Origin of the sequence: Streptomyces sp. NPDC057877 (genome assembly GCF_042796855.1) — a bacterium.
GTDB lineage: Bacteria > Actinomycetota > Actinomycetes > Streptomycetales > Streptomycetaceae > Streptomyces.
This window is the reverse complement of sequence record NZ_JBHVMS010000005.1, coordinates 1-19,482: the sequence shown is the minus strand read 5'-3', so window position 1 is coordinate 19,482 and position 19,482 is coordinate 1. Positions and strand designations below refer to the sequence as shown.

At 71.0% G+C, this 19,482-nt stretch carries 17 protein-coding genes; 11 read left to right on the top strand and 6 right to left on the bottom strand.

The window, feature by feature from the left end; all coding sequences use genetic code 11:
• Window positions 1-27: 27 nt before the first annotated feature.
• From ACFVQG_RS15090 to ACFVQG_RS15080, 3 genes are all read left to right on the top strand, one after another.
• Window positions 28-4,563: a peptidase C14 caspase catalytic subunit p20 gene (locus ACFVQG_RS15090; protein WP_383381818.1), complete on the top strand. Its 4,536-nt coding sequence runs from the start codon at window positions 28-30 to the stop codon at window positions 4,561-4,563.
• Window positions 4,553-5,983, top strand: a complete 1,431-nt coding sequence (locus ACFVQG_RS15085) for a lipase family alpha/beta hydrolase (RefSeq protein ID WP_383381815.1) — start codon at window positions 4,553-4,555, stop codon at window positions 5,981-5,983. Before ACFVQG_RS15090 ends, ACFVQG_RS15085 begins: the two co-directional genes overlap by 11 nt.
• Window positions 5,984-6,159: 176 nt before the next feature.
• Window positions 6,160-8,034, top strand: a complete 1,875-nt coding sequence (locus tag ACFVQG_RS15080; protein WP_383383769.1) for a pentapeptide repeat-containing protein — start codon at window positions 6,160-6,162, stop codon at window positions 8,032-8,034.
• Between the two features lie 71 nt (window positions 8,035-8,105).
• Here ACFVQG_RS15080 and ACFVQG_RS15075 read toward each other — a convergent pair whose 3' ends face one another.
• Window positions 8,106-8,327: a hypothetical protein gene (locus tag ACFVQG_RS15075; RefSeq protein WP_383381812.1), complete on the bottom strand. Its 222-nt coding sequence runs from the start codon at window positions 8,325-8,327 to the stop codon at window positions 8,106-8,108.
• A gap of 211 nt (window positions 8,328-8,538) precedes the next feature.
• Window positions 8,539-8,919: a DUF3099 domain-containing protein gene (locus ACFVQG_RS15070; protein WP_383381808.1), complete on the bottom strand. Its 381-nt coding sequence runs from the start codon at window positions 8,917-8,919 to the stop codon at window positions 8,539-8,541.
• A gap of 226 nt (window positions 8,920-9,145) precedes the next feature.
• On the opposite strand from ACFVQG_RS15070, the gene ACFVQG_RS15065 reads away from it, so the two are divergent.
• Window positions 9,146-9,421: a GlsB/YeaQ/YmgE family stress response membrane protein gene (locus ACFVQG_RS15065; protein ID WP_383381805.1), complete on the top strand. Its 276-nt coding sequence runs from the start codon at window positions 9,146-9,148 to the stop codon at window positions 9,419-9,421.
• A 41-nt stretch (window positions 9,422-9,462) separates the two neighbouring features.
• Here ACFVQG_RS15065 and tyrS read toward each other — a convergent pair whose 3' ends face one another.
• The 3 genes from tyrS to ACFVQG_RS15050 all read right to left on the bottom strand — a co-directional run bounded on the left by tyrS (window position 9,463) and on the right by ACFVQG_RS15050 (window position 13,837).
• Window positions 9,463-10,731, bottom strand: a complete 1,269-nt coding sequence (gene tyrS / locus ACFVQG_RS15060; RefSeq protein WP_383381802.1) for a tyrosine--tRNA ligase — start codon at window positions 10,729-10,731, stop codon at window positions 9,463-9,465.
• 105 nt (window positions 10,732-10,836) lie between these two features.
• A complete protein-coding gene (locus ACFVQG_RS15055) occupies window positions 10,837-12,231 on the bottom strand; it encodes a metallopeptidase TldD-related protein (protein ID WP_383381799.1) in 1,395 nt (464 codons plus the stop codon).
• Window positions 12,232-12,313: 82 nt separating this feature from the next.
• The gene (locus ACFVQG_RS15050; RefSeq protein WP_383381795.1) at window positions 12,314-13,837 is read right to left on the bottom strand and encodes a TldD/PmbA family protein; all 1,524 of its coding nucleotides are present in this window, start codon (window positions 13,835-13,837) and stop codon (window positions 12,314-12,316) included.
• A gap of 292 nt (window positions 13,838-14,129) precedes the next feature.
• Here ACFVQG_RS15050 and fabG point away from each other — a divergent pair, with 292 nt between their 5' ends.
• From fabG to ACFVQG_RS15035, 3 genes are all read left to right on the top strand, one after another.
• Window positions 14,130-14,834: a 3-oxoacyl-[acyl-carrier-protein] reductase gene (gene fabG, locus ACFVQG_RS15045; RefSeq protein ID WP_383381792.1), complete on the top strand. Its 705-nt coding sequence runs from the start codon at window positions 14,130-14,132 to the stop codon at window positions 14,832-14,834.
• 5 nt (window positions 14,835-14,839) lie between these two features.
• Window positions 14,840-15,607, top strand: coding sequence for an enoyl-ACP reductase FabI (fabI, locus tag ACFVQG_RS15040; RefSeq protein WP_383381789.1), 768 nt, complete (start codon window positions 14,840-14,842; stop codon window positions 15,605-15,607).
• A 190-nt stretch (window positions 15,608-15,797) separates the two neighbouring features.
• Entirely contained in the window at window positions 15,798-16,151 is a 354-nt protein-coding gene (locus ACFVQG_RS15035; protein ID WP_383381786.1) for a hypothetical protein, read from the top strand.
• Here the strand turns inward: ACFVQG_RS15035 and ACFVQG_RS15030 are convergent.
• Window positions 16,126-16,821 carry a FadR/GntR family transcriptional regulator gene (locus ACFVQG_RS15030; protein ID WP_383381783.1) on the bottom strand — a complete coding sequence of 232 codons (696 nt, stop codon included), beginning with the start codon at window positions 16,819-16,821 and terminating at the stop codon, window positions 16,126-16,128. The two genes, ACFVQG_RS15035 and ACFVQG_RS15030, sit on opposite strands and share 26 nt — an antisense overlap.
• A 70-nt stretch (window positions 16,822-16,891) precedes the next feature.
• Here ACFVQG_RS15030 and ACFVQG_RS15025 point away from each other — a divergent pair, with 70 nt between their 5' ends.
• The 4 genes from ACFVQG_RS15025 to ACFVQG_RS15010 all read left to right on the top strand — a co-directional run bounded on the left by ACFVQG_RS15025 (window position 16,892) and on the right by ACFVQG_RS15010 (window position 19,299).
• Window positions 16,892-18,193 carry a CynX/NimT family MFS transporter gene (locus ACFVQG_RS15025; RefSeq protein ID WP_383381780.1) on the top strand — a complete coding sequence of 434 codons (1,302 nt, stop codon included), beginning with the start codon at window positions 16,892-16,894 and terminating at the stop codon, window positions 18,191-18,193.
• 42 nt (window positions 18,194-18,235) lie between these two features.
• Window positions 18,236-18,352, top strand: coding sequence for an SGM_5486 family transporter-associated protein (locus tag ACFVQG_RS15020; protein ID WP_383381777.1), 117 nt, complete (start codon window positions 18,236-18,238; stop codon window positions 18,350-18,352).
• A gap of 163 nt (window positions 18,353-18,515) precedes the next feature.
• Window positions 18,516-18,725 (top strand): hypothetical protein, encoded by a 210-nt coding sequence (locus ACFVQG_RS15015; protein ID WP_383381774.1) that lies wholly within the window; start codon window positions 18,516-18,518, stop codon window positions 18,723-18,725.
• Between the two features lie 55 nt (window positions 18,726-18,780).
• Complete coding sequence (locus ACFVQG_RS15010; protein ID WP_383381771.1) at window positions 18,781-19,299, top strand: SixA phosphatase family protein; 519 nt, start codon at window positions 18,781-18,783, stop codon at window positions 19,297-19,299.
• Window positions 19,300-19,482 lie beyond the last annotated feature (183 nt).

Genomic DNA, 19,482 nt, shown 5'->3' with positions numbered 1-19,482 from the left:
GTCAAAGCTACAGCCCTGGACACGGTCATGAGACGGAGCGATGTGGGCGATCACCTGTCGCTGGTCAAGTCCGAACGGCGCTCCTCGTCCCTGGTCGGCACCGTGGCGGTGTCCGACTACGCCCATCCCGACGAGGACATGCGGCAACAGCGAAGACTGCGGAACGTGGCGGACGTCCGTGACCGGTTCACCGGCATCGCGCGCACCTCGCTGGGATTCGGCGAGAGCATCCCCGTCGACGCGGACGGAGCCAGCCGCCAGCACCTGTGGAAGGGACTGGAGGACTTCCTCGCCCACAACGCCGAGCGGAAGATCCTCTACTGGACGGGACACGGCATCCACCGCGCCGACCAGGGATACTTTCTCGCCTGCTCCGACTCCTGGGCATCCGGCCGGTTCGCGCCGGAACGTGCGATCTCCCTGACGGACCTCGTGGACCTGCTGCTGCGCCCCAGGTGCGAGGCCCACACCCTCCTGATCGTGGACGCCTGCTCCTCACACAGCCAGCTCACCGCGGCGCTGCGCCACGCCCTGGACCTGGAGCAGGCCAGCGTATCCAGGGCCCGGCGGACTCGGCAGGCCGGTTTCGCCGTCATCGGCACCTCCGGGATCGACGTACAGATTCCCGAAGGCCGTTGGGTGAGATGGCTGGAGGAAGCGCTCGCGAAGCCGGACTTCGTGGCCCCCGACCACGCCCGCCCCTTCGAACCCTCGGCCCTGTACCTGCCCCTGCCGTACCTGCGGGACGCCGTGGACGCGGAGGCCGCGGCCTCCGGCCTCGACGAGCCCGCGCAGCGCCCCGGCTACACCGAGGTCCGGTCGCTGCCCAACAGCTTCCTGGACAACCCCCACTTCCAGGACAGCGAGCGACGGGTCTACACCCCCGCGGCGCTGGTGGGGCGGCGGAACCCCTGGGTCGAGGCCGAGCAGTTCGGCCTCGAGGAGGGCAGCCATCTCCGTCGCCACTTCGCGGGCAGGCACCGCGCCCTGGGAAGGATGGTGCGATGGATGGACACCCACCCCAAGGGGCTCCTCGTGGTGACGGGCCTCGCGGGGACGGGGAAGACGGCGCTGCTCGGTCGCCTGGCCATGACCTCGCTCCTGGAAGGACGGGAAGCCCTCCGGTCCGAGCCGGTCCCCTCGACGTTGCCGCGGGCCGGAACGGTGCATGCCGCCCTGAGCTGCCGGGGACAGTCGGTCCACTCGCTGATCACGGCGCTGTGGGGCGTGCTGTCGCACTTCGAGGGCATGGCGCCGCGGCCCGAAGGGCCGGTCACACCGGAGCGGTGCCGCATCGCCGTCGACACCCTGGTCTCCAGGGCCGGGTCCCTGAACCTTCTCTTCGACGCCCTCGACGAGGCGCTACCGGACCAGGCGCACGACATCGCGCGCCACCTGCTCAACCCCCTGTCCGGCCTCCCGGGCGTCCGCGTCATCGTCGGCACCCGGCCGCAGCCCCGCAGACGCACCACGGCGCCCACCGAGGAGGAGTCGCTGCTGGACACGCTGGACCAGAGCGTCCGCCCGGTGGTGCTGGGGGACGACGAGGAGGCGAGCAGATCCATCGCGGGCATGGCCCTGTCCGTGCTCGCCATGGAGGGCTCCGCGTACCAGGGGCGAGCGCGGGACGACGACCGCGACTGGACGGCCCGGCTCATCGCCTCCCACAGCCACGGCTCGTTCCTGGTGGCCCGTCTCGCCGCGACGGAACTCGCCCGTCGGCCCCGGGTCGTCACCGAAGCGGAACTGTCGTCGTGGATGAGTTCCGGCGGCATGGACCTGCACAGGCGCCTCAACGAGGAGGTGGGCCACCTCACCTCCCAGCGGGGAGCGGAGCGCGCGCACGAGGTCCTGCGCGCGCTGGCCGTGATCCAGGGACGCGGACTGCCACCGGGCAAGGTCTGGCTCTCCCTCGCCAACGCGCTGCGCGACCAGGGAAGTCCCGGACTCACGCTCGGCGATCTGCAACGTGTGTGCCGGAGCGCCGGTGGCGGCATCATCGCCTCCCAGAAGACACCGTACGGCGACGGAACGACGTACACGACCTACCAGTTGGCCCATCCCAGCTACGGCGAGTTCTTCCTCACCGGCGCTCACCTGGACGCCCGGGGGGCCCACCAGAAGGTCGTCACGGCGCTGCGCGCCCAGGCCGGGGCCGACTGGAGGGACGCGGACGACTACACCTTCGACTACCTGGGAGCCCACGCCGCCCAGACCGGGCCGCGGGAACTGCGGGAACTCTTCCAGGACGTGTACTTCCTGCTGCGGACCAACCCCGATGTGATGCTGCCGCTGGCGGCCACCCTCGCCCGGGACTGCGACGGGGCCGCGCTGTACGGACGTGTCGGAGGCGACTTCCGTCAGTCGTCCTCCCCGCTCTCCGCCGAGGTCCTGTTGTCCCGCAAGGCCCTGATGAGGGCCACCGCGTTCGTCAGCCACCGGGACGCGACCTACCGGGCGCTGGCCGGGATCGACGGGTTCCTGCCCTGGCAGGAGTACTGGACCGACATGCGGCCGGACCCCCTGGAGTGGCGCCGCCCGGCTCCCCTGGGCGGAGCCAGGACGCTGAGCTGGCGCGCCGCCAAGGGGGCGGCGGAACTGACGCTCGGGGACACCCTGACCGCGGGCGGACGCGGCGAGATACTGGTCCTGCACCCGGAGTCGGGCACCCGGCTGCTGACCCGCCGGACCCAGGACGCGTCCGGCGAGCGGGGGAGCGCCCTCACCGAGGTGCGCGAGGTGGGCGCCGGACCCCACTGGACCACCATCGCCCGCGACGACCAGGCCATCTACTTCTGGCACTCGGGGTCCCGGCTGCCCGACCACGTCTACCGCTGGGGCGGTGCCGTCCGGGCGCTGGCCGCGGCCGAGCGCGCATCGGAGACCGTCGTCCTGGCGGCCGACGGACAGCGGATGTGGATGTGGTCCTGGAAGGGCGGCCCGCGCCGACACGGCACCCACCTCACCGACATCCGCATGATGAACGTCGAGCGGCTCGCCGCCCTGCGCATGGAGCCCCGGCTGTTCGTCCTGGTCGCCGGAGAGCGGGCCGAACTGTTCGAGGTCGACCGGCGTACGAAAGGGTCCGGCGGCCTGCTCTCGCAGGGGACGGACCTGGGCGAACTCGGGGCCCCCGCCCTGGCCGCCGCGGCGACCGCCGAACCGGGACCCGCAGGGCAACGGGGCTGGATCGCGGTCGCCGACGGACGACACATCCATGTCTGGTGCTGCGAGACGGACCCCGGCGCCCCCGTCTCACCGCCCACCGTGCGACTGGTCCGCCGACTGGACTTCTCGGCACGCGGACTCGCGTTCGGACGGCACGGCGACGACCTGCTCCTGGCGGGCTACGAAGACGTCACCGTCCGTGTCTGGGCCGTCGAGGACCCCCAGCGCCAAGCGGCCTTCCAGACGACCGCGCCCCGGGACAAGGCCCTCGCCTTCGAACCCGGTGGGCGGGGACTGCTGGCCCTGGCCGACGGCTCCGACATCCGGGTGATCGACGTGGCGTCCGCGCTCACCACCGGTCATGGAACGCTGCGGCGCCCGAGCAACCAGAAACCGGCGGTCGCCCTGGCCGCTGCCCCGGACGGGCCGCCGCTGCTCTGCCGCACCTGGGCCGAGCAGGTCCTGGTGTCCCGGCCCGGCCGGGGCGCTCCGGCCACCGCTGCGGTCACCGTGCTCACCCAGCTGAAGCTGGTGACCGCCGTGGACGCGGTGCGCGTGCCGGGTGGCTGGGCGGTGGTCGCGGCGGCGGAACGCACCATACGGATGTGGCGCCTGTCCGAGGAACTGTCCGTCGAGGCCCAGCACGACCTCACGCTCGGCGGAGACGGCGGGGAACGGGTCACGTCGCTCAGCCTCGTCGTCGCTCCCTCCTCCACGAGCCTGCGGATCTCCGTGCCGGACCGAGGACGCGTCGTTCACGCGCACATGCCCGTCGACGGCTCCGCCGGTTGGCACACGGGAGAACCGACACCGGCGGGGCCGCACTGCTGTGGCATCGACGCCCGGGTCATGCGGGACGGGACGTACTGGCTGGCCGCCGACCTCGGCGACGAGGTGCACCTGTGGAGACAGGATGAGGAGCGGCCGAGGAAGGAGCACCAGCTGACGTCCGTACGCCCCGTCGGCCTGGTACTGGGGGAGCTGTACGACCCGGACGACGAGGAGTCCTTCCCGCTGCTGGCCTGGGTGCACGGTGGCGTCGTCCACCTGAAGGACTGCTCGTTCGGGTACGACATCCCGCCGCAGCGGCTTCCGGGAGACCTGTCCGACGTGAGGTCGCTGGTGTTCGCCGGTCCTCCGGAGCGGCCCACGCTGTTGGTCTGCGACGAGCGGACGGCGCCCCGCGTGTGGGACGTGCGGGCCAGGACATGGCTGCACGGACGGGGCGTCCCGTGGCGCGGATACGAGGTGCACGCCACGGACGCGGCCCCGGATCCGGAGGGCCTGGTGGTGGCACTCCAGGGCAACGACCGATGCGACCTGATCCGGCTGCCCCACGCGTTCTTCGAGTCAACGCAGACGACCCAGGTGCTGGAGGGCGCTGGTGGAGCATGACCTGGTGGTCTTCGTACCCGGATTCCTCGGCAGCCGACTCACCAGGGACGGCAGGGACGGCAGGGACGGCAGGGACGTCTGGGACGTCTGGGGCGAGTGCGGCACCGCCCTGCTCGGTTCGCCGCCCTCCGCTCGGGCGCTGGAGGACATGGCCCTGCCGCCGGGCCTCGGCGATGAGCCGCCCGAGCACCGGTTCCCCCTGGCGGCGGACGAGTTGCTCATGGTGCCGGACTCGATGCCCGGCCTGCTGTCCTGCATGGGGTACGCCGACATCCGCGCGGCGCTCGGCAACCCGGTCGACGGCCAGTACGTTCCCTTCCCCTACGACTGGCGTCTGTCCAACCGGCTCATCGCGAAGCAACTGCGCACACGAGTACAGCGCGAACTGGGCCGCTGGCACGAGCAGGTCGACACGCACTATCCGGACCGTCCGGACGACCCCAAGGTCATGCTCGTCTGCCACTCGACGGGAGGCCTGGTCGGCCGCTACTACCTCGACTGCCTCGGCGGCCGGGAGACCGCCAGGACGCTGGTCACCCTGGGGACCCCGCACCAGGGCATGGCCCAGGCCGTCCGGCTCCTGACCGGCCACGCGGTCGGGGACGACGGCGACCTGGGCAAGGACACACGCGCGCTGAACGAGGTGCTGCGCGACTTCGCCCTCAACCTGCCGTCCGTGGCGCAGATGCTGCCGGTGTACGACGCGGTCCGGGTCGAGGGCAAGAGCCGTCTCCGTACGGTCGCCGACCGCCGGTATCCCGTACCCGGCCTGCCCACCGCGCTTGTCGCGGACGCCTTCTCCTTGCACAGGGAACTGAGTGAGGCGCGGGAGGCACACCGCACCGCCGAGACGGGGAGCCGTCCTGCCTACCAGGTCTACTGCGTGGGAAGCTTCGCCCATCCGACGGTACGGACCGTCGGGCTGTCCTCCGACGGACTGAGCTTCAGCGCGCAGAGCGACGCGTTCCTCGGGGCCGGTGACGGGACGGTACCGCGGGAGTCGGCTCTCGCGGACCCGGCGCTCCTTGATCGCTCGGTCATGCTGTGGACGGACCACCGGAACGCGGATATGGCCAGTGCCCGTGCCCTCGGCGAGTGGCTCACCGACATCAGACGGGGTCTTCCGGTGAGTGGCCATCTCGCCGGTGATGAACACATCACCTTGCACGCCCCGTCGGAGGCCGTCGCCGGTAGGCCTTTCGAAGTCTCCGTCCTGGGAATCAACATCCAGGGGAGGAACTTGCGAGCCGTGATGTGGCGCGTCGGAAGTCCCACCAAGTACCCGGTTGAATTCGCCCGCAACGGGGCGGGCCGGTTCCGCGCGGAACTGGTGGGGCAGCCCGGGAAATGGGTGATGGAGGCCAAGGTCGAAGGGCCGATGTACGCGGACCGGAAGGTCGTCACCGTCTACATGGCGTGAATCCCGCCGTGCCAGGGCCGGGTTCCCACGGGCGTCGTCCACCGATGTGAAGGAGCGCAACCATCACCGCGCCATCCGGCACCACCGCGTTCGCGGCCCCTGACTGGCCGCAGTGTGCGTACGAAGCGACCGGGGACCGGTGCCGAGGCCACCGGGTCGCACCGCACACAGCCTGTCTGGCGCACCTCAGCGCGGCCCAGCGGGCAGCCCACCTGGCCGACCTGGAGCCCGGTGCCGACCTCGACCACCGGGGCACGCCCTTCACGCAGGAGCTGCTGAACGAGTTGCTGACGGCGCTCAGGGATCCCGCGACGGGCCGGTACCGCCTGGGGCGTGTCGCGTTCGACGAGGCCCGATTCAGCGGTGACGTGCGGTTCCGTCAGGTGGATTTCACGGGCGTCAGCTCTTTCGGTGGGGCGTGCTTCGAGAGCGGTGCACACTTCGACCGGGTCAGGTTCGAGGCGGATATCAGGTGCGGGGAACTGGAGGTGGCCCGCGACCTCTGGTTCGAGGACGCGGAGGTCCGAGCCGAGGCCTGGTTCCACAGGGCCAGAGTCGGCGGTGGGCTCCGGTTCGACGCCGAGGAAGTCGGCGGTGACGCTGTCTTCGAAGGTCTGACGACAGGCGGTGACGCCGCGTTCAGTGGAGTGCGCTTCCTGGGCATAGCGCGATTCGCCGAGGTGGACATCGGCGGTGCGGCCTGGTTCGACGGGGCGGAATTCAGGGAGGGCGCTCGATTCGACAAGGCCAAGATCGCCCATACGGCGTGGTTCGATGGGGCCGGATTCCATCAGGAGGCGCACTTCGGCGCGGCGACGATCGCTGAGGACGCCTCATTTCATGGCGCTTGCTTCGACAAGGGTGTCGGGTTCCTCGGGGCGACGATCGGAGGCGACGCCGGGTTCGGCAAGGCGGACATACGCGGCGACGTCATCCTGCGGAGGGTGACCTTCCAGAAGACGGCGAAGCTGGGCCCGCTGGTGTTTCCGGGGTTGCTGGACCTGTCCGACGCGGTCTTCCAGTCCGCGGTGACGATCGAAGCCGCCGTGCGGGAGCTGAGCTGCCGACGGACGCGCTGGGCATCGACGGCGGCACTGCGCCTGCGGCATGCCGCCGTCGATGTCAGTGACGCCGTGCTGGAGTTTCCGGTGGGTGTCACCGGCCGTTCCCGTCCGTTCGTCGCGGAGGACGGTGAGGAGATCGGCGAACAGGGACTCACCGACCCACGGGTGCGTGTCACCTCCCTGAGGGGAGTCGACGCCGCGCACCTGGTACTGGCCGACGTGGACCTGACCCACTGCCTCTTCGCCGAGACCGTGCACCTCGACCAGTTGCGGCTCGAGGGGCGATGCCCCCTCGCCGTTCCTCCCCCAGGGGTGTGCTGGCGGGGCGGGACGCCGATGCGCTGGACAGGGCGACGGACCCTGGCCGAGGAACACCACTGGCGCGCGACCCGGCACGGCGCGGACGGCTGGATGACCGCACCGGACGGCAGGGACGTACCGGATCCAGCCGTGTTGGCGCCCGTGTACCGGCAACTGCGCAAGGCGCTCGAGGACGGCAGGAACGAGCCGGGAGCGGCCGACTTCTACTACGGCGAGATGGAGATGCGCCGCCATGACCCCGAGTCCTCGCGCGGCGAGCGCGCACTCCTCACCGTGTACTGGGCGGTGTCCGGGTACGGCCTGCGGGCGCTGCGCACGCTCGGCTGGCTGTTCCTCGCCATGACGGCCACCGTGCTGGCGATCATGCTGTGGGGCCTGCCGCAGAACGACCCCAAGCCGGTCAGCACCGGGAGCACCACCGGCAACAGCATCACCCTGACCACGGACACCCCGGAGCCCGTCAACCCCACGGGACCGTACAGCCGACGACTGTCGTCCGAGCGGTTCGACAAGGGCTTGCGCGTGGTCATCAACTCGGTGGTGTTCCGGTCCTCGGGACAGCAACTGACCACCGCGGGGACCTACATCGAAATGATCTCCCGCATCGTCGAACCAGCCCTGCTGGGGCTCGCCGCCATCGCGATCCGCAGCCGGGTCAAGAGGTAGCCGAGGGAGACGACGGGCGGCACCGCCCCGATCCGAACGACAGGCCCTAGCCCCGCTCCGAACGACAGGCCCTAGCCCCGCTCCGCCGACTCCCACTCGCTCAGCAGGACGACATCCTTCAAGAACCCCCGCACCCCGAGGAACTGCGACAGATGCTCCCGGTGCTCCTCGCACGCCAGCCACGTCTTGCGCCGGTCCGGGGTGTGGAGCTTGGGGTTGTTCCAGGCCAGCACCCATACGGCAGCGGCACGGCAGCCCTTGGCGGAGCAGATGGGGGTGTTCTCGTCAGTCACAGGTTCGTCTCACAACCGCGCGGAAAAGGCGACGCCGAGCAGCCACGGGGGGAGCTGCCCGGCGTCGGTCCGTCGCTCCGACGGGGGATGCGGAGCGCCTACGAAGTATGTCACGGGTAACCGGCCGTCGGGACCCGGAACAACACTATTGATCTGAGCTTTTCTTGAGCTTGGCCGGAACCGATGTCGACGTGCCACGCGTCCCTCATGGTCACGGCCGCTCGCGTGCCTCGCCCACACCTTCCGTCGCGCCCTGCCGCGCACCGGTCGCCTCGTCGGTGTCCCGCGGTGACGTGATCATCGGGGGCGACGGCGTCGTCACGAACGTCGACGGCAGCGATGGCGCGTTCTCCCGCCCGGCGTTGGCGACGACCACCGCGATGTAGGGCAGCACCACCCCGAGCACCAGCGCCACGATCGCCACGTGCCGCTCCACGCCCCACAGCACGGCCGCGAGGATCACCGACACCGTGCGGATGGACATCGAGATCACATACCGGCGCTGCCGCCCGCGGATGTCCTCCTGGAGTCCCTGCCGGGCGCCGGTGATCCGGAACACCTGGGCACTGCCACCGTCATGCCGTTTCCGCATCACACTTCCACCATCCGCCCGCATCGGACTCGCCCCGGTCCACACCCCACGTTACGCCGCACATCCGCCGCCCACGAGAGCGGGGGCGCCTCCCCTGGCAAGGGGCCGTACGGCCCCGATGGCGGCCGTCAGCCGGATGGCCGTACGAGATGTGCGACCGCCCGGGGTCCGGCGAAGACTGGACGCAGTGCACGCATCTCGGATCGAGTCGTACGAGGAGGCAGCCATGGGATGGTTGTGGGCGATCATTGTGGGATTCGTCCTGGGTCTGATCGCCAAGGCGATCATCCCGGGCAAGCAGCACAGCCCGCTGTGGCTGATCACCATCTTCGGCATCCTCGGGGCCATCGCGGGCAACGCGATCGCCCGGGCCGCCGGGGTCGACGCGACCTCCGGCATCGACTGGTGGCGGCATGTCTTCCAGGTGGTGGCCGCGGTGATCATCGTCTCCCTGGGCGACCGGGTGTACATGGCGCTGCGTGGCAACAGGCAGCGGGCCTGAGGGGCGTACACGTCCCCCAGGCCCGCGGCGTCCGTTGACGATCAGGCGCCGGTGACCTCGACCGCGGCCAGGTTCCGCTTGCCCCGGCGCAGCACCAGCCAGCGGTCGTGCAGCAGGTCCTCCTTGGCGGGGACGGCGTCCTCGGAGACGACCTTCGTGTTGTTCACGTAGGCACCGCCCTCCTTGACCGTGCGCCGCGCGGCCGACTTGCTGGGTGCCAGGCCGACCTCGGCGAACAGGTCCACCACCGGGCCCGGCTCGGCGACCTGGATGTGCGGCACCTCGGAGAGCGCCGCCGCCAGCGTCCGCTCGTCCAGCTCGGCCAGCTCACCCTGGCCGAACAGGGCCCGGGACGCGGCGATCACCGCGGCCGTCTGGTCGGCGCCGTGCACCAGCGTGGTCAGTTCCTCGGCCAGCGCCCGCTGCGCGGCCCGCGCCTGCGGACGCTCCTCGGTCTGCCGCTCCAGCTCCTCCAGCTCCTCGCGGGAGCGGAAGGACAGGATGCGGGAGTAGCCGCTGATGTCCCGGTCGTCCACGTTCAGCCAGAACTGGTAGAACGCGTACGGCGTCGTCATCTCCGGGTCCAGCCAGACCGCGCCGCCCTCGGTCTTGCCGAACTTGGTGCCGTCCGCCTTGGTCATCAGCGGCGTCGCCATCGCGTGCGCGGAGGCGTCCGGCTCCAGCCGGTGGATCAGGTCGAGCCCGGCGGTGAGGTTGCCCCACTGGTCGCTACCGCCCTGCTGGAGCGTGCAGCCGTACCTCCGGTAGAGCTGGAGGAAGTCCATGCCCTGGAGGATCTGGTAGCTGAACTCCGTGTAGCTGATGCCCTCGGAGGACTCCAGACGGCGGGCGACGGAGTCCTTCGTCAGCATCTTGTTGACGCGGAAGTGCTTGCCGATGTCGCGGAGGAACTCGATCGCGGACATCCCGGCGGTCCAGTCCAGGTTGTTGACCATGGTGGCCGCGTTGTCGCCCTCGAAGTCCAGGAACGGCTCGATCTGCGCGCGCACCTGCTCCACCCAGGCCGCGACCGTCTCCGGCGAGTTCAGCGTGCGCTCGGCGGTCGGCTTGGGGTCACCGATCTGGCCGGTGGCGCCGCCGACGAGCGCGAGCGGGCGGTGCCCCGCCTGCTGGAGCCGCCGCATGGTGAGCACCTGCACCAGATGCCCCACGTGCAGGGACGGCGCGGTCGGGTCGAAGCCGCAATAGAACGTGACGGGACCGTCCGCGAGCGCCTTGCGCAAAGCGTCCTCGTCAGTGGACAGGGCGAACAGCCCTCGCCACTTCAGCTCGTCGACGATGTCCGTCACGGTTCTCGTGTCTCCTAGATGGTCTGCCTGCGATCAGACGGTCTGTGCGACCGCCTGGGTGATCCTCGGCCGGTCGGGTGACAGCCGAGGGGATCGCCTACGAGGTTATACGCCCTGACTGACAGAGCTCATATTGAAATCGGGGACGCGCAGCGCGGGCATCGCGGCCCTGGTGAACCAGTCACTCCACTCCCTGGGCAGGGTCCGCTCCGTACGGCCCGCCTCCACCGCCCGGCCGAGCAGACCGACCGGCGACTCGTTGAACCGGAAGTTGTTCACCTCGCCGGTCACCTCGCCGTTCTCCACGAGGTACACGCCGTCCCGGGTCAGGCCGGTGAGCAGCAGCGTCGCCGGGTCCACCTCGCGGATGTACCACAGGCAGGTCAGCAGCAGCCCGCGCTCCGTGGCGGCGACCATCTCCTCCAGAGAGCGGTCCGTGCCCCCCTCCAGGATCAGGTTGCCCAGCGCCGGGGACACCGGCAGCCCGGTCAGGGCGGCGCTGTGCCGGGTGGTCGTCAGACGCGTCAGCTCGCCGTCGCGGATCCAGTCGGTGGCGCGTACCGGCAGCCCGTTGTCGAAGACGGACTGGTCGGCGCCGGAGGAGTGCGCGACCACGAAGGGCGGGGTCTCCAGACCCGGCTCGTTCGGGTCGCTGCGCAGGGTGAGCGGCAGTTCGCTGAGCCGCTCGCCCACGCGGGTGCCGCCGCCGGGCTTGGAGAACACCGTCCGGCCCTCGGCAGCGTCCCGGCCCGACGCCGACCACAGCTGGTAGATCAGCAGGTCCGCCACGGCGGTGGGCGGCAGCAGCGTCTCGTACCGCCCGGCGGGCAGCTCGACGCGCCGCTTCGCCCAGCCGAGGCGTACGGCCAGCTCCGCGTCCAGCGCCGCCGGGTCGACGTCCTTGAAGTCCCGCGTCGACCGGCCCGCCCACGCCGAGCGGGTACGGTCCGGCGACTTGGCGTTCAGCTCCAGCGACCCGTTGGGCTGGTCGTAGCGCAGCCGCAGCCCCGTCGACGTACCGAGGTAGGTGGAGACCAGCTCGTGGTTGGCGAAGCCGTACAGCTCACGGCCGCCCGCACGCGCGCGTGCGAAGGACTCACCGAGGGCCGGGGCGAAGTCGGCGAACACCGCGGACGACGTCTCGGCGGGCGGGTCGGTGAAGTCGGGCGCCTCGGGCACGCCGGTGACCAGCGGCTGGGCGTCCTCCGCGGGACCGGCGCCCCGCGCGGCGGCCTCCGCGGCGCGCACCAGGGGCTCCAGCTCGTCGGCGGTCACCGCGGACCGCGACACCACTCCCGACGCCGTTCCCTCGCTCCCGTCGACGGTCGCGATGACGGTGAGCGTGCGCCCGCGCGTGACGCCGTTCGTGGTCAGCGCGTTGCCCGCCCAGCGCAGATTGGCGGTCGAGTGCTCGTCGGCGAGCACCACACAGCCGTCGGCGCGGGACAGCTCCAGGGCCCGCTCGACGATCTCGTGCGGCTTGTTCACGGGCGCGCTCATCGACCGGCCTCCTGCGTGGTGTTGAGACTGTGCCTTTCCGGGGGGTAACCCCCGGCCCCCCAGCCGATCCTGCGGCTGACGCTCATCGACCGGCCTCCTGCGTGGTATTGAGGATGTTGACGCCCTTGAAGAGGGCGGACGGGCAGCCGTGGGACACGGCCGCGATCTGGCCCGGCTGGGCCTTGCCGCAGTTGAAGGCGCCGCCCAGGACATAGGTCTGGGGGCCGCCGACGGCCGCCATGGAGCCCCAGAAGTCGGTGGTGGTCGCCTGGTAGGCGACATCGCGCAGCTGGCTGGTGATCCGCCCGTTCTCGATCCGGAAGAACCGCTGCCCGGTGAACTGGAAGTTGTACCGCTGCATGTCGATGGACCACGACCGGTCCCCGACGACGTAGATCCCGCGGTCCACCCCGCCGATCAGGTCCTCCGTGGACATCCCGGCGGGATCGGGCCGGAGGCTCACGTTGGCCATGCGCTGCACGGGCACATGCGCGGGGGAGTCGGCGAAGGCGCACCCGTTGGACCGCTCGAACCCGGTCAGCCGGGCGATCCTGCGGTCCAGCTGGTAGCCGACCAGCGTGCCGTCCCTCACCAGGTCCCAGGCCTGCGCCTCGACGCCCTCGTCGTCGTAGCCGATGGTGGCGAGGCCGTGCTCGGCGGTGCGGTCGCCGGTGACGTTCATCAGGTCCGAGCCGTAGCGCAACTTGCCGAGCTGGTCGAAGGTGGCGAAGGAGGTCCCGGCGTAGGCGGCCTCGTAGCCGAGCGCGCGGTCCAGCTCGGTGGCGTGGCCGATGGACTCGTGGATGGTCAGCCACAGGTTGGACGGGTCCACGACGAGGTCGTACAGGCCCGGCTCGACGCTCGGCGCCCGCATCTTCTCGGCGAGCAGCCCGGGCAGCTCCGCCAGCTCGGTCTCCCAGTCCCAGCCGGTGCCGGTCAGGTACTCCCAGCCGCGTCCCACCGGCGGCGCGATGGTCCGCATCGAGTCGAACTCGCCGCTGGACTCGTCGACCGAGACCGCGGTGAGCTGCGGATGCAGTCGCACCCGCTGCTGGGTGGTCACGGTCCCGGCCGTATCGGCGTAGAACTTGTTCTCGTGGACGGAGAGCAGCGAGGCGTCGACATGGTCGACCCCGTTCGCCGCCAGCAGCCCGCGGCTCCACTCCGCCAGCAGCGCCGCCTTCTCCTCGTCGGGCACGGTGAACGGATCGATCTCGTACGACGAGATCCAGCTCCGGTCGGCGTGCACCGGCTCGTCCGCCAGCTCCACCCGCTCGTCGGACCCGGCCGCCTTGATCACCTGGGCGGACAGCTTCGCCATGGCCACGGCCTGGCTCGCCACCTTGGCGGCGGCGTCCATGGTCAGGTCCACGCCAGACGCGAACCCCCATGTCCCGCCGTGCACCACGCGCACCGCGTACCCGAGGTCGGTGGTGTCCGACGACCCGGACGGCCGGGCGTCCCGCAGCCGAAGGGAGGCGCTGCGCACCCGCTCCAACCGGAAGTCGGCATGGTCCGCGCCCAGCGCACGCGCGCGTGCCAGGGCGGCGTCGGCCAGGGCGCGCAACGGAAGCGCCAGAAAGGCTTCGTCGATGGTATGAGGCACCTGCGTCTCTCTCTGTTCGGTTTTGACCGGTGGCTGGTGCGAAGGTGATCCGGCCCGCTCCGCATCATCGCGTGTGAGGCGAGCACCGACCACACCTTTCCGTCGGGCGTCGGGAGTTGTCGGCAGCGCACTTTCTGTAGGGACCCGACAGGGAGTCGCCAAAGCCACTGTCGGTGCCCGAATGTCCCCGTCCAGCGGCCGACCGATAGGTTTTCAGGGAAGCCGCCTGCCGTCGCCGCCTGTCGTCGAGGTGTTCGGGCGGGTATCTGACCGCTATCGAAAGGGTGATCCGTTGAGCCGCTCGGTTCTCGTCACCGGAGGTAACCGGGGCATCGGCCTCGCCATCGCCCGAGCTTTCGCCGACGCCGGCGACAAGGTCGCGATCACATACCGGTCCGGCGAGCCGCCGGCCGGGTTCCTCGCCGTCAAGTGCGACATCACCGACCCCGAGCAGGTGGAGCAGGCCTACAAGGAGATCGAGGACGCGCACGGCCCCGTCGAGGTCCTCATCGCCAACGCCGGCATCACCAAGGACCAGCTCCTGATGCGGATGTCCGAGGAGGACTTCACCTCGGTCGTCGACACCAACCTCACCGGCACCTTCCGCGTGGTCAAGCGCGCCAACCGCGGCATGCTGCGCGCCAAGAAGGGCCGGGTCGTCCTGATCTCGTCGGTCGTCGGGCTGTACGGCGGTCCCGGCCAGGCGAACTACGCCGCCTCCAAGGCCGGTCTGGTCGGCTTCGCGCGCTCGCTCGCCCGTGAGCTGGGCTCGCGCAACATCACCTTCAACGTCGTCGCGCCGGGCTTCGTCGACACCGACATGACGAAGGTGCTCACCGAGGAGCAGCGCGCCAACATCCTGTCGGCGGTGCCGCTCGGCCGCTACGCGCGGCCCGAGGAGGTCGCCGCGACGGTGCGGTTCCTCACCTCGGAGGACGCCTCGTACATCACTGGAGCCGTCATTCCCGTTGACGGCGGACTGGGAATGGGTCACTGATCACCATGAGCGGAATTCTCGAGGGCAAGCGCGTCCTGATCACCGGTGTGCTGATGGAGTCCTCCATCGCCTTCCACACCGCCAAGCTGGCCCAGGAGCAGGGCGCCGAGATCATCCTGACCGCGTTCCCGCGGCCCACGCTGACCGAGCGCATCGCCAAGAAGCTGCCCAGGCCCACCAAGGTCATCGAGCTGGACGTGACCAACGACGAGCACCTCGGGCGGCTCGCCGACGTCGTCGGCGAGGAGCTGGGCGGCCTCGACGGCGTCGTGCACTCCATCGGCTTCGCCCCGCAGGACGCGCTCGGCGGCAACTTCCTCAACACGCCGTTCGAGTCCGTCGCCACGGCCATGCACGTCTCGGCGTACTCCCTGAAGTCGCTGACCATGGCCTGCCTGCCGCTGATGCAGAACGGCGGCTCCGTCGTCGGTCTCACCTTCGACGCCCAGTACGCCTGGCCGCAGTACGACTGGATGGGCCCGGCCAAGGCCGCCCTGGAGGCCACCAGCCGCTACATGGCCCGTGACCTGGGCAAGCAGAACATCCGCTGCAACCTCGTCTCGGCGGGCCCGATCGGTTCGATGGCCGCCAAGTCGATCCCCGGCTTCGGCGAGCTGGCCGCCGTGTGGGACTCCCGCTCCCCGCTGGAGTGGGACCTGAAGGACCCCGAGCCCGCCGGTCGCGGTGTCGTGGCGCTGCTGAGCGACTGGTTCCCCAAGACCACGGGCGAGATCATCCACGTCGACGGCGGTCTGCACGCGGTCGGCGCCTGAGGCCGCACGCCGGTACGGACCCGGACACGACGCCCCGTTCCCGCCGCGCGCGGGGGCGGGGCGTCGCCCGTTCGGCCCAGTCGGCCGGGCGGAACGGGCCGCGACTGCGCACGCTGGATTACGCGTCAGCACGCCGGATCACGCGTCCACCGCGCGTCCCCTCCCCAGCACGGCCGAGGAGGTCCCCCTTGTGCGCCTGCCCCCCAGCCTGGCCTCGGTGACCGTCGCCGTCACGCTCGTGCTGTCCCCGCCGTACGACGCGCTGCCGCACGCGCGCGTGGCGCGGGGGGAGGCCGCGAGTCCGCCGCCCTTCGGCGCCGAGTGCCGTACGAGGATCCACGGCTCCCATGTGATCGCCCACTGCCACAACCCGTACGTCGACACCGACCGGGTGCGCCTGCACATCGAGTGCGACCGGTGGTGGGACCTGGACACCGACAGCGCGCCGGTGGACGCCGGGCCCGCGACGACGGTGCGGATCACCGGGCGCTGCTGGAAGGAGGTCGGCGCGGTGTGGGTCAGCCACCAGAAGCGGGCGAGCTGAACCGGCCCGGACGGCACAGGAACGGATAGCTGGCCGCCTCCGCCGCGGCCGTCGCCGTGTCGCCCGCGCGGATCGCGTCCAGCAGCCGCGTGTGGTCCATGTGCGTCCCCGGCGTCAGCTCCTCGCCGATGTCCTCGCGCAGCCAGTCCCGCAGCACCTCGCCGAGGTCGGCGTACATCGCGGTCATGGCGTCGTTGTGGGAGGCCGCCACCACCGCCAGGTGGAAGGTCGCGTCCGCCGTCACGAAGGCCTCCGCGTCGCCCGACAGCCAGGCCTCCTCACGGCGCTCAAGGAGCGCGTCGAGCTGCTTGAGGTCCTTCTCCGTGCGCCGCTCGGCGGCCAGCTTCGCCGCGCCCGACTCCAGGGTGGAGCGCAGCTCGGCGATGTGCCGGGGGTCGGCACCGGCGAACCTGCGGTGCATCACGCCCGCCAGCTCACTGGTGGCGACCACATAGGTGCCGGAGCCCTGGCGGATGTCCAGCAGGCCGTTGTGCGCCAGCGCCCGGACGGCCTCGCGGACCGTGTTGCGGGCGACCCCGAGCTGCTCGACCAGCTCCGGCTCGGTCGGGATGCGCGAACCGACCGGCCACTCGCCCGACGTGATCTGGGTGCGCAGCTCGGCGATGACCTGCTCGGACAGGGCCGAACGGCGGGGGTGGCTCAAGGGCATGGCACACCTTCGCACGGAACGGGCGGGGGATTCCGCACCCGCCATGGACAACCAATCATCCCATGATTCTATGATGGGCGTCATGCCACGCCAGGACACCCGTACGAAGCCGAACCGCGCCCCCTCCAGCTCCGGAGCCGCCGCCGGGCCGGACGCGTCCACGCGCGCGTGGCGGACGCGACTGCTCGTCGTCGGCATCGTGCTGGCCGCCCTGAACCTGCGCCCGGCCATCACCAGCCTCGGCGCCCTCCTCGAAGAGGTCCGCGACGGGCTCGGCATGAGCGGCAGTGTGGCGGGCCTGCTCACCTCCGTGCCCTCGCTCTGCTTCGCCCTCTTCGGCGTCATGGCCCCGCGCCTCGCCCGCCGCTTCGGGCCCGGCGCGGTCGTCTGCGCGGGCATGGCCGCCATCGCCGCGGGCCTGCTCATACGGCCGTACACGGGCGGTACGGCCGGGTTCCTGGCCGCCAGCGCCCTCGCGCTGATGGGCATCGCCGTCAGCAACGTCCTGATGCCGGTCATCGTCAAGCGTCACTTCCCCGACCGGGTCGGCTCCATGACCGGCCTGTACTCCATGGCCCTCGCCGTCGGCACCTCCCTCGCCGCCGCGGTGACCGTGCCCGTCACCCGCCAGCTGGGCGGCGACTGGCAGTCGGGCCTCGTGGTGTGGGCGGGGCTGGCCGCGGCTGCCGTACTGCCCTGGACGGCCTTCGTGAAGGACCGTGCGCCGGGCGCCGGGCAGCCGGGTCGGTCGGGTCCGGCGGGTCGGTCGGCGCAGTCGCCCGGGCTGCGGATCACCCGTAGCCGTACCGCCTGGGCACTCGCCGTCTTCTTCGGGCTCCAGGCCACCGCCGCCTACATCACGATGGGCTGGATGGCGCAGATCTTCCGCGACGCGGGGGTGTCCGCGGGCACCGCCGGGCTGCTGCTCGCCGTCACCATGGTGATGGGCGTACCGCTCTCCTTCGTCATCCCGAGGCTCGCCGCGCGGCTGCCCCACCAGGGCCCGATCGTCCTCGCCCTCGGCGTCAGCGGGCTCGCCGGATACGCCGGTCTGTACCTCGCACCGGCCGCGGGCGCCTGGGTCTGGGCCGGGTTGCTCGGCGTCTCCAACTGCGCCTTCCCGCTGGCGCTGACGATGGTCGGGATGCGGGCCAGGACCGGCGCGGGCGTCGTCCAGCTGTCGGCCTTCGCCCAGAGCGCCGGTTACCTGATCTCCATCCCCGGGCCGCTCCTGGTCGGCGTGCTCTACCAGCACAGCGGGGGCTGGGGGCTGCCGATCGCCCTGATGACCGGCCTGATGATCCCGCAGATGGCGGTGGGCTTCCTGGCGGGACGCGACCGCACGGTGGAGGACGAGGCGGCGGCCCGCTGACCCCGGCGCCCGGCCGTCGGCGGGGGGTGCGAGACTTGCCGTATGCCAGTGCTCGACCCGAACCCCCGAAACGGCCAGAAGAAGATGCTGCTCGTCTTCGGCTCGTTCCTCGCCATCTTCGTGATCATCGGCATCATCGCGACGATCGCCGCGCCATGACCCCGGCCGCGTCCCTTCGGGGTAGGGCTAACCCCCCATCCCCTAGGGGGTAAGGCTCAGGGTCAAGTGGGTGGATCTCCGGATGGGTTGGAGGCCGCCGGTTCCGTAGCTTCGAGATACGCCGCGAGACGCGGACGGACCACTCGAAGACAGCGGAGGCACCATGTCGGCCCCTACGTACACCCGGCCCCACCCGGCGCCCCGGGGCGGCGTCGACACCCGGCTGCCCTGGTGGGCGCTGGCCCTGCCGACCCTCGCCTTCGTCACCCTGCTCACGCTGATACTGAACCCGTCCGACGCCCACGCGGCCAGCGGCGACCCGGCGTTCGCACAGCTCATCGAGCGGGTCCAGCAGCTGGTCACCCACCGATGAAGCCGCATGTCAACTCCCTGCGCCCGGTGGCATGTTTCATGCGAAGCTGGAGTGCATGAGCGTCGCAGAACCCCGCAAGATTGTCCTCTTCCGGCATGCGAAGGCCGACTGGCCCCAGGTGGACGACCACGAACGCCCACTCGCCGAGCGGGGCCGCATGGACGCGGCAGTCGCCGGACGCAAGCTGGCCGACTCCGCCATCACCTTCGATCTGGCCCTGGTCTCCACCGCCGTCCGGACCCGGGAGACCTGGAAGCTCGCCGTCCAGGAGCTGCCGCACCGGCCGAAGACCCACTACGAGGAGCGGGTCTACGAGGCCTCACCCGGCGAGCTGATCGCCGTACTCAACGAAACCCCCGACGACGCCCAGCACGCCATCCTCGTCGGCCACAACCCCGGAGTGCACGGCCTCGCCGACATCCTGGCCGGTGCGGCCGAGGGCGACGCCCGTGACCGGATGAAGCGCCGCGGCTTCCCGGCCGCCGCCTTCGCCGTGCTGTCCTTCACCGGCTCCTGGAAGTCCCTGGAACCGGGCGTGGCCACCCTGACCGACTACTGGGCGCCCTCCGAGTGACCCCAGCCCCAGCCAACTGACCGGCCCCGGCACCGGTCCCTCAGACCGGGGCCCGGGTCAGGCGGGAATGGTCAGACAGGCCCTAGTTCCAATGCCGTTGCGTTTAGGGGTCGGCGGGTTGGGGTCGTTGGATGCGGACTGCTTGAGTGCCGGTGTGGGTGGGCTGGGGCCAGGTGTGGTGTT